Below are 12698 nucleotides of genomic sequence, written 5' to 3' on the forward strand. Positions count from 1 at the left end.
GTTGCGCGCGCGGCAACCTCACCACAACATCCAACGTGACGGCCCAGGAGACCGGAGGAATCGACCATTGAGCGGCTTTGGCGGGAATCGGCGAACAGTTGCTGGCTGCCGTGAGCGCGGCACAACCTTTCTTGCATCCGAATCCTTGACGTGCGCGGCGTTCGTTGGTCACGCTTGCCACGAGCCCGTCATCTCGAACAACCTGCCGGAATTGGTAGTTGATCAGGTGCAATGGTTGCCGGTCCAATCGGCCATTGCCGTTCGGCCGATCAGCCGTTGCGGTTACGTGGCGAGTCCCAGAGGAAGTTGCTGGTCTCGGCAAGCCGTGAGGGGGGCTCCATCGAACACACTTCAGGAACGAGTGAACGGTGTGCATTCGTGCCGTGGGTAAGAAAATCTCCAGGGTTCTTCTGAATGGTGAAAAAATGCTGCGCCATCGCCAGCGAAGATGAGTACCGTTGCTCGCTGGTGACGCTACCATGGAGGACGCGCGCAAATTGTCGCGTTGCGTTCCTCAAGAAGTAGCGCTTCATAGGAGCAGGGTAGCCGATCGGGAAGCTCGGCAAGATTGATTATCCTCGACGCTCGTAGCTCCTGGAGCGCGTGAGCATCGCAGCCTATGGCGTCGACAAAACAAGCCTGCTGGATGGGATCTTAGGCGAGGGACAATGGACTTGATTGATCAAGCGGCCGCTTCAGACTTGCGGCCGCTCTTGCGCGGGCCGTCAAGACGAATTCTCCCGATTTTGGCGCTCCCGCTTGTCCTCGTCAGCTCGTGTGCTGCTGGCGTCTGGCTTTGGGCTCACCTTGAAGCGTTTGTCGAGACGCCGGAAGCCCGGGACGTCGCTTCAACGATGAGCCTCTCACTGGAGGACAGAGCAGCCTTGTTTGAGATGAACTGGGCACAGCAGAAAACTGGCGATGAGATCGCATTACTCAACAGCCGGATCAATGCCCAGCGGGATGACCTCAAAGGGATCCTGGATCAGATCACCATGCTGACTTCGCGGATCGATTCGCTGCAGAGTTTAACACCTGTCCCTTCTGCTGCTTCCGAGCCTCCTTCGGCGCCAGCCCGGGCGGTTTCGAGCGTCGTCAGGAAACGCTTCGGGCGGTCCAAACCACAGGCACCTGTTTCCGTCGGAGGCGCGCCAGTGATCGCCGGACCGAAGGCAGCCGAGCCTTGAGGTCTGAGACGCTGCAGGCGTGTCGAGTCTCCAACTGTGCTCGATGAGGTGGACCGTAGCTTCGCAAAGCTGCCTCCGGCCGTAAAATACCCGAGCTTGTGCGGGCGCCGTCGTCTCCAGCGGCATGTCACTGAGGCCGTCACTATCATCGAGAGTGCTCCGGGGGGAGGCGGGGCGGAGCACTTTCCGCATGATCGAGGCGTGGCCCTGAGCGGCTGAGCGCGCTGCGCCTCTCCTTGCGATCAGCTCCCTTTTTAATCAGCCCTCGCCAGTTCTGAGACTATACCTGAAAGCTCGTGTCATCACACCGCCGCTGCTTCTTCGAAATCAGCCTGTCCCGAGGCGCTTCTTCCGATCGCTGCCTCGCAAAGAGCTTAGAGCTCTGGGGTCTGCTCACATGCGTGGCTTAGTTAATTGGGATGCGGTCGAGATAAGTGTCGAACGCGGCAGCAACAGCGCGAATGACAAACCGGTGCTCCTGCTTGACCCGAATGAATCCCTCTTCAATCTCCACTATCCCGTCTTCGGCAAGCATTCCCAGGCGCTCGGCCGAATTGAGAAGAGGAAACGGATCAAATCCGTGAGCAGCACAGATCGCTGGTACGTCGGCCTGCAAATCGCACATCAAACGCTCGATGATCGCGGCGCGGAGGCGATCTTCGGCGGTGAGACAGTAGCCTTTTGAAATTGCCAGACGGCCAGCCTGAATGTGTTGGTGATAGGAAGCGGTTGCGATCTCGTTCTGGACGTAACCGTCACGCAGACGGCCGATGGCTGACGGACCTAAGCCGATCACGGTTTTGCAGGTATCAGCCGAATAGCCCAGGGAGTTGCGGCGCAGCCGACCAGCTTTCTGGGCCAGCGCGAGCTCGTCATTGGGCAGGGCGAAATGGTCGAGCCCGATCTGGCGGTAGCCGGCCGAGACCAGCGTATCTGCAATAGCCGCGGCTTGCTCAGCGCGGGCGACATTATCGGGCAACGCCGTCTCATCGATTTGGCGCTGACGTTTCATATAGGAGGGGACGTGAGCATAGCCGAAAACCGCGAGCCGGTCTGGCCGCATGGCCAGAGCCGTCCGCGCGGAGTCCACGCAGGTCTGCACCGTCTGATGCGGCAGTCCGAAGAGAAGGTCGAAATTGATGCGGCTTATGCCATGCTGGCGTAGACTTTCGACGACCGAAGCTGTCAGCACCTCGCTCTGCACGCGGTTGACCGACCTTTGAACCACCGGATCGAAGCTTTGCACGCCGATGCTCGCGCGGCTGATTCCGGCCGCTTGTAACATTTCGACCATTTCGGCCGTGACCCCACGCGGATCAATTTCTATGGCGATGGTAGCTGATTTGCTGAATGCAAAGCAGTGGCGCAGGAGTTCCATCAAGGCGAGAAAATCGCTCGGTGCAATGGTGGTCGGCGTCCCGCCGCCGAAATGCACGTCGCGCACCGGCAGAGCGCGCGGCACTTGCTCTGCGACCAAGCCTATCTCGTCCCGCACTGCCGCCAAATAATTGCGAACCGGTCGCTCGCCGCCAGTGAGGCTTGTAGGGAAGCCGCAATACCAACATATAGAGCGACAGAACGGAACGTGGATGTAGAGCGATACGGGCTCGTCGGGCGGCAGCCGCCTCAGCCATGTCTCACAAGTCTTGGCACCGACCATCGCGGAGAAATCCGGTACGGTTGGATAGATGGTGTACCAAGGCAGGCGAGCATCGCCATACTTGTTTAGAAGGGAGGTCTGCAAGGCTTAACTTTCCCATGCTAAAACAGCATGAAGCTAACCGATGGCCTCTCTTGTGTCTTTGCGTTATGTCAAACCCGGCTAGTAGTTTCTGAGATCTGGTCCCGTTTTCGATGTTACTGCCAACGCGGCTTAGGGCAGAGCAGGGAGTGAGAGCCGCTCGTTGGCGATTATCTGGACGTTTAGGTAAGAATCTTCTCGTGCGAGCACGGTTGAAGCGGCTAGACGTGCCCGACGAGCCGGCGCGAACGATCAATCGCTCATCCGAGGGCACGTCGGTTCGCATTCGCTGGTGGCCAGTTGTTTTTGCGACGAAAACAGAGACTTGTAGGTCTCACCATGAGCAGCTGAGCTTCTGGATCTTCAAACCGGTTTTTCAAGCAAAGCCGATTGGTTGCTCACAGAGTTCGAAGGATGCCTCCGTCGGGCCGGCGTGACACGGAAGATAAGTTGCTTGCCAGATGGGAGCGCGAGGAGCGCAAGAGCACAACGTGACGCGACGTGCGATTCATATCGTTTTAGCGCAGTAGACGATAACAATTCCTAATCCCTAGTATCGAACGCATAAGCCTCAATTCCGCCACGCTGGTTGTCTCATTGCCACAAGCATCATCACGGATGTACTGATGATGTGGGGCGACCCCAGCGCACTTCAGCCCCCCCGGCGAAGTGCGTCGGGGCGCCTTGGTTCGGCGGCCTCGTCGCTGTCTAATGCAGCTCACCAACTCACAACGGCTTTGGACGTCTTGCTGATGGCAAAGCGAAGTCCGGCCGGATGCATCGGACGAGACACTATCTGCAATAGTTTCTACTCTTGTTCATCAACTGGGTTATTTTCATTTTACATCGGCTTTGGAGCTATCGATCCCTGCCAGATCCCGCATATCTATTCCGTTAGCCTTCATTGGCGTCGCAGCGATGCGATCGCAGCTCTCAGTTTCACATAGACCGCATGGTCAGGCGTCGACCATCCCGTCATATGTTCTCGGCTGCGAGCTGGAGCCTTCCGTGCAGGAGCCGGCTGGGAGATCTTGCGCCTGTTCAGTGCATGAAATTAACCTTCGCATCCTGGTATTTCAGTCCATTCACAATGGATCGAGGAAGTTTGTGGTTCGGTAGGCCAATCGAACCTGAAGCTCGTGTCTCGCGCGAATGAGAGCTGAGCCTAGCCAGGCCTCAAGGAGATTGCCGCCAAACAGCTGGATCGGTCGAAAGTGGGCACTCCACCCAGCTTCTGTTGTACAACGCCGAAGGCATCGAACTCATCGGGGGCCGGTAAAAGGATGCTATTTTGGCGCGGCCGATTTCAAAGGCAGCACGCGCGACATTTTGACGGCTTCGTGGCCCTAGAGGGCCGCGCAAGCCACAGACGAGTTGGAGGAGCGCCTCATCCCGCTCGTGCGCCCAGCCAACATTGACCCTCCCGCCAAATTGGAAGCGCGAACGGGATGTGACTAGGTACGGACCGCTCGGCTCATGGCGATCAGCTGGGATGCACGAGGTGATCCGCCCCATCGTCGCTCGACCCGACAGCTTTTCGTGGTCGCGTTGTCGGCTTTAGAGTTAGGCAAGGCGCCGACCGGACTTAAGCCGCGGCCTCCGTCATGTTGCACCCCGATCTGACCGTGCTGGATCTCCTGCCGATCCCACGAAAATGGGAGTTGAGACTTTCAAGCGAGAACCAACTGGATGCCGGCAACGAGTATAACCGCAGCGAGGATAAATCTGATGCCTGCCGGGTTCAGGTAGTTCAGGCTGACTACCGTTCCAGCGACCGCACCCGCCAGCGCGGAGATAGCGTAAAGAGCCAAATCCGGAGAGGGAAATTGGCCGCCGAAAAGAGCTCCGACGAAGCAGACTGTGGAATTGGCCAGAATAAAAGGCGGTGATAACGCGACGGTCTGCTTCGGTGATGCCTAATTCAGTGTGATGAGCGTCGGCGCGAGGAACACTCCGCCGCCCACGCCGGTCAGGCCGGAAATCAGGCCAAGGGCCGCGCCAATGCTCACGCTTGCCGTGAGCGAAGTTTCGCAAAGACGATCGGCAGCTCGTCTCCGCTGCATGATCATCATTGCGCTCGTCAGAAGAAGAACAAGCCCGGTCAGCGTCTTGTACATGTGGTCTTCGAGCACAATCAAGCCACCGGCAAGCGACGCTGGGACCGACGAAAAGAGAAGCGGGCGCAGGATTGCCCAGTCAACGACCTTGTTGCGGTTGAAGAGCCACGTAGAGTAAGTCGCGACGACAATGTTGAGACCAAGCGCCGTCGGGCGCATCTCCGTCGATGACATACCCAAAAATGCCATTAGCGAGACGAATGCAGTGCCACCTGCCTGGCCAACGCTCGCATAGAGCAGTGAGATGATCGCGAAGAGCAGAGTAGCCATGCTTCACCGACCTTGGCGATGGTCTTCGCCGTCTTCCACCGAGCCCATCATGATTTCGTGCATCAGGTGCGATCTAACTGTGTTTCTGCTTGGGACGATCTAAGAGCTTCGCCGGAAGCGCTGGCCGGAGGTGCAGTCAGTTCAAGTTCCTTAACGAGTGCTGTGTTTGGACCGTCCCATCAATTGCCGGACTTGGTACTTGACTGGGCCGCAATAGGGCTGCGTTTGGGCCTTAAGGGGGGCGGCCCTCGAGGGGGCCGCCGAGGTGAGCTGTATTTCTTGCTGTAGCTCACCTCGTGCCGCGCCTCGCAATGGTGCTGTCGCCTTTCCTCCGGATGTCATAAATGCTTCGACGCTCCTACGTCGCGACCAACCGTGGGCGTTCGAAACCCGTTCTGCGACGTTTGATTTTGCTGAAATCAACAGATGGTATGACACTTGCTAGTCTGGCGGCGGGTCCTCTCACTGCTGGAGAAGCGCATGCAAAGTGTCCTCCGCATCAAGCAGATCTCGCGGTTACGAGTATCTCTCGTTAGGCCTTTAAGGTGGCCCCTTTCGGCACGTTTGCGCCAAGCCTACCGGACGGATTCGATGAGACGCCGCACAATGATGCGAGGAGTACGGCTTCTGCCTCGACTGTTCCGTGTTGCTCATCGATCGCGTCCCGGGCGCCGTCGCACGGCGGAGAATCGGCGAACGGTTAGCGATGGCAATTCGCAAGATTGGGAAAAGACATGACTCTCCTGTTGTCTTCGTCTCTAAGGAGAATGGATGCTGACAGGACGCTCGTCGAGCCCCCCGCGCCGCCAACCGGTCGAGCTTAGCTGTATCGCGCAGATCAGAGCCATGGATCTCGTCGTGCTCGGCCTCGAGACAAACCAAAGCGGCGTTCGGCTGCGTTTTCTCGCCATGCAAGCTCAACAGAGCCAAGCCTCTAGCGCTAGAGCTGTTTGGAAGCTCAGTCCAGGACAGCGGATTTTCTATCGGTGCCGACATCATCAAACGGGACACCGTTGGGTTCGTGTCGGTGGCACAATCCTTCAACACGGATGATGGGCGATGATCTCCGATTTGGCCAGTGCGCTTATCGGCGAACTGGACCGATCCCTTCCGCTCAGCCTCGGAGGCAGGATGATGGCGCTATCTCCAGTGTTTGATGCGATTATGCCCGCGCTTTCGGCGGCAGGTCAACGAATACTGCGAATGGCGCCCGGCACAGCGCGAGCGCTCAGACTGCACGAATAACTAAAACTCGAGTTCAGCTCATGGACTGGAATTTGGCTCCGCCTGAAACAAGCGCAATCGAACACGATGACGGGGAGCTCGATCGTCATACTGAAGCGCCTATCATGGACCTCTTTAGCTTCACCGAATGCGCGAACCAGACTCATTCGCTCAGAGCGCTATTCGAGCTTCTTGTAGGCTGTGCCACCAACGAAGGCTTCAGTGAAGTCGCATACGGCGCTCTCAACTTCGTTGAGCCACTTCGGCTGGCGGAGTATCCGCCGCCGACTGTGGCTGTGAAGTGGCCGCCAGACTGGTGCGACCGATATTTCAAACGCAAGTACCATACTATCGATCCGGTGCTCCGGCGGACGCCGATGCTTTCGCGGCCGTTTTTGTGGGATCAACTCGCCGACCACTATCAGCTTCAACCGGACGAACGACGCGTATTGGACGAGGCGAGAGAGGCCGGGCTGAAGCATGGCATGAGCGTGCCGTTGTTTGGCCCGTTGGGTCGGATATCTGTGGTGTCGTTTGCATCTGCGTTCGACGATGCTGATCCTCAGAATCGAATCGGGCATCTCAACGCGCTGGCCTGGCAGTTTCACACCGCCTATGGCGACATCGCCCGCCCCTGCGAAAATGGTTGCGAAAGAAAAGTGGCATTATCGAAACGGGAGATCAGTTGCATGCGGTGGGTGGCAGAGGGGAAATCGTCATGGGAAATTGGGAAGATACTGGGAATCAGCGACAATACAGTCAACTTTCATGTCAAGAATGCGACGCGCAAGTTGGGTGCGACCAGCCGAATTCAAGCAGTCGCTATCGCTATTCGCCTCCATGTTCTTTGAATTGTGAGAACGGGGCACTAACAGCCAAATCGTGGGCTTCCAGCTTCTGGCATGTTGAGCGTGGCGCCTTCGGCGAGCTCGCAGATACGACGCTCCTTGGAACAAGTCCGCTATCTCACGCTGCGTGAGGTTATGGGGCTTCATGAGATCGATGAATTGTCGAACCGACCGACCTGTTGCCCCAGTGTGGTGAGCATCTCGGCCACACACCACCCAGCCTGTGGATCCATTGCCCAGACGAGCGCACCTGGTGCTTCAGAACTGGATTGGTGGCCGGCAGGGAGAGGAGCAACTGAGGAAAGAACCCCGACCGGGAGTCGGGGTTCCGATTCACGCAACCGCGAGGAGGTCTCTATTTGGCAAAGGGCGAGCCAAACTTGTAATTGAGCCGTGCCGTAATGAGATCAACGTCCTGGTGGACGCGATCCGCGCCAAGCGCGGCTGGGAAGTTTATGTTGCTCCGCTGCATGAACAAATGGTTATACTCGACGCCAGCTGACCAGTTCGGCGTGAGGCTGAATTCGGCACCGGCCCCCAGCACGCCACCCCAACGCACATCATTGCTGTTGGCAAGCTCGGTGCCCGGAGCTACCGAGTTGAGGTGATAGGTGTTGCTGGTCACCGCAGCGCCACCCTTTCCGTAAAGTAGGACGGCATTGAACGCGTAGCCGATATGCCCCGTGAGTAGACCGAATGCGTCTGTCGTGGTGCCAACGGTGTTTGCCGGAAAGGCGGTGCTGACATTGGAGCCGCTGAAGTCGGCCCAGTTGCCCTGACCTTCGATGCCGTAGACCATGTTGAAGATCTGCCAACGATGGCCAATCTGGCCGCCAATGGTCCCGCCAGTCGAATTATGGCAGCCCTCGGGAGTGACGCCATTGAAATCCCAGCAATTGTGGCTCGTTCCCCAGCCACCATTGACGCCGATATAGTAGCCGGACCAATCGATGATCGGGGCTGCGACCGGCGGTGCTACCGCCTTGACCTTGACAGGTTGCTCCGCCAAGTCCGCGCCGAATGAGGGAGCGGCGGCACCGAGTGCGCCGATGCTTGCGGTCAGAATCAGAATCTTTTTCATTCGAGTGTCGTTTCCTTTCGGTGCCCCCCGGCGCCGTGCGTTTAACAATATGAACGCGAATTGCTGTAACTGCCGCACAACATGTTTTCGAAAGAAATGGGTCCAATCGCACGCTGCGTCAGATTGTGGAGCGCGCAACTTGCCATGCACGGCCTCGACCGCAATGCTGGGGCCCGACACTGGTCCTTCGCGCAGATGCTCCTTTAATACGATCCGTTCGTGATGGCCAGTGACGGGAGGCAATGCTGCGAGCTGTTTGGCTCCCTCTGTCGCTGACTAGTGACAAAGCCAGGCTGCGCCAACACGTCCCGTGCATACTCGCTTTTCAGAGAGTTCGGCAAATGAAGACCGTTGATCGAGGACGCGTCTCGTGCGCGCAAGCTCATTCTTCCGGCAGAACGGTCGTGCTGCTTGCAATCGTGAGCGATGCGTCGATGATCGATCTCAGGCCTGGATCGCTTCGCTCAGGACCTATCGCAAGTGTAGCACGATGTTCCTCAACCTTGACGTCGATCGACGGATGTCAAAGAGCCGATGCGGCTGTGCTTGACGAGGCTCTTTCTTGAACTTTGCGCAAGCTCGTGCCGAGCCAAAGGTCAGGAGAGGAAACCGTATGGCTTTTCGCTGGCGCCAGCGAATATTAGCGCGACCGCCCCGTCTCGTCGCCGACTTGCTCTGGGTTCCAGGTGACTGGTTTGGGGTCACCGGAAGAGCTGCATAGGCGTCAGTCTTCGCGAACGTGCTCGCCTTCGGCGGGGCTGAATATGAGTGGATTAAGGTTGCTCCACCACGTTCTGCCCCTGTTGTTTTCCCGCGGCATAAGGTGCCCAAGAGCCTTAACAAGCCAAACTCATATGGCAGTAGAGCTTCAAGCGCCTTATTGCTCGGTCGACGGTGCCAGTTCAGCCCGCAAGCTGCGTATCGCCTCGTTAGCCAAATTCAAAGTATTCCGTTCCCCCTTCCTTATCGAAGACTCAAGGAAAGTGCATAACCGGCTATGGAGGACCGTCTTGCGATTATGCGCCAGCAACGGATCCTTCTCAACAAAGCGCCAGGCTTTATCAAATGCGACGCTCACGATAGCATCTTGCATCTTCACTTGCTCGGATAACAATTGATCCATCTCAACACTCCACGACGTCCTGATACAAGGAAGTACCTTCGCAGACGCAAACCGAGAGTCTGTGGCTTGTCCCAGCAAGTAGGACATCAGAACCGCAGTACGCTCAGACATCGAGCTGCTCTCGATGCTTCAATGAAAATATAGATGTTTGTTGAAGTTACGATGACCCCAAATGTCCTATTGCCAGGCGCAATTCGAATAATTCTGAGGCGGTTGAAACCAGCTCGCATTGTTCGCGCGGCTTCGTAGCCGAAGTGCTCTTGTTGCTCGGTATCGGTCAATAATTGGGGCTCTTCTTCCTACAGTCGGGAGATCGGCCCATGCCGATCACGAGCAAAGCCGAACATCGATGTAGAATGGATCGTTCGGCTCCTTTCGCAGTCTCAAGCTAAGAAGCGTTTCTGGAAGCCTGTGGCGTTTTCCAGCCACTGCTTGTTTGCTTTCTGCCATGTGTCCGCCGGCACTTGTCCTTTGCTCGACCCTGCGCGGCCTCCAGCTTTCGAGCATGGTGGCGAACAGTTGTGATAGGGAAAAGCCAGCGGAACCGGCGCGCTTACGGGACGGTGAGCCCATAAACGCCAAGTCGTCGATCTCTGGTGCGTACGGCCGTAGCACTCAGCCCAGCGATAAAGTTCGATAAGCGCACCAACAGCCGCAAAAAAAAAGCCAAAAATGAAATCTCAGTCCGCTGCTGCACGTGACAGAATTAGTTTCGCGATCTTCATTTGGTTGGCGGGTGTTCGGAGCTCTGCCGGTAATGCGGCCACGGCCTGATCGAGAAGTCGTCCCAGAACCTGAAGGTCTTCTGGGTAGTAAACGCCACGGTCTCGCGATAGTCGCGTCGTTTGCCGGTCGCCGGCGCGGCCCCCGGTTCTCGTATCGCCGAGCTGGCCGAGCTCCAGTTCCGCCCTAATCATTTGGTTTGTCAGGGCGTTTAGCAGTCGGATCGCTTCGAGCCCATTGCCTTCTTCGCGTATGAGGGCGGCCACGATGTCCAGTTGCAGGTCAATGCGATCCTCGAGGTTCTCTGAGCGTGAATTGGCAGGGTCAAGTTCCACGGTGTTGCTCCAAAGTAGTTGAATGCAGGCAGCAGGCTGAGTAACGGTTGTGTCGTGCTTTCCCGTTCGCGAGACGGCAGACGCGGCGCGCGCACGCACGGTCGCTTTAGGGAGAGGGTGGCAGGCAAGTGCCGCGGAAGGACCGCAAAGCCGGAATCGACTATAGAACGCTGCGAACTGCGTTGTAGATGGCCCGTCGTTTGATTCGACCGTCGAGCCGGTCCAGCGCGTCGGACAGTGGCTGTGACTCCAGCCAGCGGGCCCACCGCTGATGACGGCAAGTCGAGAAGTGCAGCCCGAACCGCTGCCGGATTGCTTGCCGCCTGACATAGCGATCCGGACGCAACCGGAGGCCTCGCCAGGCAGAATGCAGTAAAGAGCGCTTGGCGCTGGACGAAGCTGTTGCTGAAGGCGCGCCGTCAACTGGTCCAGACCGGTCTCCTCATCATGCCAGAAGATTAATTCGCAGCCCATGCAAGGCAACCCAGAAATAACATACGTCTGCGGTTTCTCTCTGCATTCGTTGACAGGCGATACTTGGCCCGGTGAGGGTGCGGATGGGCTCCTTGAAGGTGGGCGCCCTAAGAGACAAGACCGGCAGATCGCGCAACTCCCCCCCTCGTTGCGATGGTGATGTAAGGATTGCTGAGAAGGGATAGCCGCGCCGGGATATGGCCGAACCGCGCCGGCGCATAGAATGAGATAGAGTGGCCTCAATCTGTAGGAAATGGGTGTGGAAGCCGCCCGCCGACGAAGACTGAGGACGCGAGCAGAGTGAGAATCCACGATCACACGACGTACTGGGGTGGGCAGTAAGATCGCGAGGCTGGTCTCATCACACCCATCGACGTCAGTGCCTCGTCGTGGCCGGCGGATATGCGGCTTGCACTTAGCGTGGTCAGATAGCTGACCGCACTGCTTTGTTTGAAGGCCACGAGAGCGTCGGATTGTCGGCGGCGCCCGCCTGGTCAGGGCAAAAAGTCCAGCCCGCACCGATGTAGAGGGCAGTTCGCCCGCCCCAATTCTATGCAGCGCACGCATTTACCTTGGCCAAGCGGTGTGCGTGAGATTCGATCTTCTTGGAGGGGCTTAGTATGATTGCAAAGGGGGAGGCGCCAGCGCGATAGATTACGCGCCAGACGTTGCGATTAGCCATCCGACCGCATTTGCGCCGCACCTGCGTCGATTCCAAGGATTGATGGGTGTCGTTGGCGATGCAGCCACAACAACCTTGAATCGGCCTGCGACTATGCTCAAAGCAAAAAGGGTCCATTGCTCACACGACATTCGTGAAATGTGCTTACCGGAAACCGGCTATCGACTTATGGGGTATTTGGCTGAAATTGGTAAAATCGAAAGTGTTGATGGGATGCATCCAGTTCGTGGATCGCGCACGCGCGTAATCTCATCTCTTACATCGAAAGCGGGTCAGTTAGTTTTTTCCTGTCGTCTTATGCGCCTTTTAGGGCGCCTGCTGATTCGTTGATGACCGGCGGCCATGATTGAGAAGAGAGAGAGGATCGCTGGCGAGCCTCTAAATTGGACTCCAGTTGTCACGAAGGTGCCAAAAAAACTCCTCGATCCCCATTAGCCGAAGAGAAGGTCATGGAGTCTCGTCGGCGACTATCCGACCAGGTCCGGCCTCCCGCAGATGCAGGATGAGCCTGAGCAATCGCGGGCCTTCATTGAAGAGGCCCGCGAGATCGAAGCAGACGAAGAGCGTTCGGCCGCGGATGAATTGAGAAAGCCGTTCGCAAACAGTCCCTAAGCCAAAGCTCGACCCCAAATACGAGTGCCAGGCGGTCAGATATCGCCGATTTTCTCCCTAACAATGTATCGGACGACCCTCAACCATGAGCGCCTGTGGCTTCCCATCTGAGAAGTTAGCAGGTCGATCGAGCGTCAGGCTCCATCTGGAGTCTGCCGGTACTTGAGCGCCCGTTACCAGCGTTCCGCCGGTTGGCGCATATAGGTTGACAGTCCCCTTTATGCGGCCGCCTTGCTCGATGTAGGTGCCGCTATAGCGAAGGTTTTCAGCGCCGACCCCGA

Annotated in this window: 9 protein-coding genes; 3 read left to right on the forward strand and 6 right to left on the reverse strand. The window is 57.5% G+C overall.

Translation table 11 applies throughout. The annotated features are described in order from the left end of the window. Positions 1-269: 269 nt before the first annotated feature. Positions 270-566 carry a hypothetical protein gene (locus CV770_RS42110; protein WP_161499986.1) on the reverse strand — a complete coding sequence of 99 codons (297 nt, stop codon included), beginning with the start codon at positions 564-566 and terminating at the stop codon, positions 270-272. A gap of 102 nt (positions 567-668) precedes the next feature. On the opposite strand from CV770_RS42110, the gene CV770_RS11420 reads away from it, so the two are divergent. Further along, positions 669-1187, forward strand: coding sequence for a hypothetical protein (locus CV770_RS11420; RefSeq protein WP_104462407.1), 519 nt, complete (start codon positions 669-671; stop codon positions 1185-1187). A gap of 406 nt (positions 1188-1593) precedes the next feature. Here CV770_RS11420 and hemN read toward each other — a convergent pair whose 3' ends face one another. Further along, the gene (gene hemN / locus CV770_RS11425) at positions 1594-2931 is read right to left on the reverse strand and encodes an oxygen-independent coproporphyrinogen III oxidase (RefSeq protein ID WP_104462408.1); all 1338 of its coding nucleotides are present in this window, start codon (positions 2929-2931) and stop codon (positions 1594-1596) included. 1601 nt (positions 2932-4532) lie between these two features. Between hemN and CV770_RS43250 the strand changes: the two genes are divergently transcribed. Continuing rightward, positions 4533-4817 carry a hypothetical protein gene (locus CV770_RS43250; RefSeq protein ID WP_245453731.1) on the forward strand — a complete coding sequence of 95 codons (285 nt, stop codon included), beginning with the start codon at positions 4533-4535 and terminating at the stop codon, positions 4815-4817. 27 nt (positions 4818-4844) lie between these two features. On the opposite strand, the gene CV770_RS11430 is transcribed toward CV770_RS43250, so the two are convergent. Beyond that, a complete protein-coding gene (locus tag CV770_RS11430; protein WP_245453732.1) occupies positions 4845-5315 on the reverse strand; it encodes a sulfite exporter TauE/SafE family protein in 471 nt (156 codons plus the stop codon). A 1349-nt stretch (positions 5316-6664) separates the two neighbouring features. On the opposite strand from CV770_RS11430, the gene CV770_RS11435 reads away from it, so the two are divergent. Next, positions 6665-7390 carry a helix-turn-helix transcriptional regulator gene (locus tag CV770_RS11435; protein ID WP_104462439.1) on the forward strand — a complete coding sequence of 242 codons (726 nt, stop codon included), beginning with the start codon at positions 6665-6667 and terminating at the stop codon, positions 7388-7390. A gap of 352 nt (positions 7391-7742) precedes the next feature. Here CV770_RS11435 and CV770_RS11440 read toward each other — a convergent pair whose 3' ends face one another. The 3 genes from CV770_RS11440 to CV770_RS11450 form a co-directional block, all read right to left on the reverse strand. Continuing rightward, complete coding sequence (locus CV770_RS11440; protein WP_201759802.1) at positions 7743-8468, reverse strand: outer membrane protein; 726 nt, start codon at positions 8466-8468, stop codon at positions 7743-7745. Between the two features lie 877 nt (positions 8469-9345). Continuing rightward, positions 9346-9591 (reverse strand): hypothetical protein, encoded by a 246-nt coding sequence (locus CV770_RS11445; protein ID WP_104462441.1) that lies wholly within the window; start codon positions 9589-9591, stop codon positions 9346-9348. A gap of 680 nt (positions 9592-10271) precedes the next feature. Continuing rightward, a complete protein-coding gene (locus CV770_RS11450) occupies positions 10272-10649 on the reverse strand; it encodes a NolY (protein WP_104462409.1) in 378 nt (125 codons plus the stop codon). Positions 10650-12698 lie beyond the last annotated feature (2049 nt).

The sequence above is a fragment of the Bradyrhizobium sp. AC87j1 genome, from assembly GCF_002936975.1.
In the GTDB taxonomy this organism is placed as follows: Bacteria; Pseudomonadota; Alphaproteobacteria; order Rhizobiales; family Xanthobacteraceae; genus Bradyrhizobium; species Bradyrhizobium shewense.

Coding starts and splice junctions, on each gene's coding strand:
- CV770_RS11420 (WP_104462407.1), top strand. CDS start 669: ATGGACTTGATTGATCAAGCGGCCGCTTCAGACTTGCGGCCGCTCTTG.
- CV770_RS43250 (WP_245453731.1), top strand. CDS start 4,533: ATGTTGCACCCCGATCTGACCGTGCTGGATCTCCTGCCGATCCCACGA.
- CV770_RS11430 (WP_245453732.1), bottom strand. CDS start 5,315: ATGGCTACTCTGCTCTTCGCGATCATCTCACTGCTCTATGCGAGCGTT.
- CV770_RS11435 (WP_104462439.1), top strand. CDS start 6,665: ATGGACCTCTTTAGCTTCACCGAATGCGCGAACCAGACTCATTCGCTC.
- CV770_RS11440 (WP_201759802.1), bottom strand. CDS start 8,468: ATGAAAAAGATTCTGATTCTGACCGCAAGCATCGGCGCACTCGGTGCC.
- CV770_RS11445 (WP_104462441.1), bottom strand. CDS start 9,591: ATGGATCAATTGTTATCCGAGCAAGTGAAGATGCAAGATGCTATCGTG.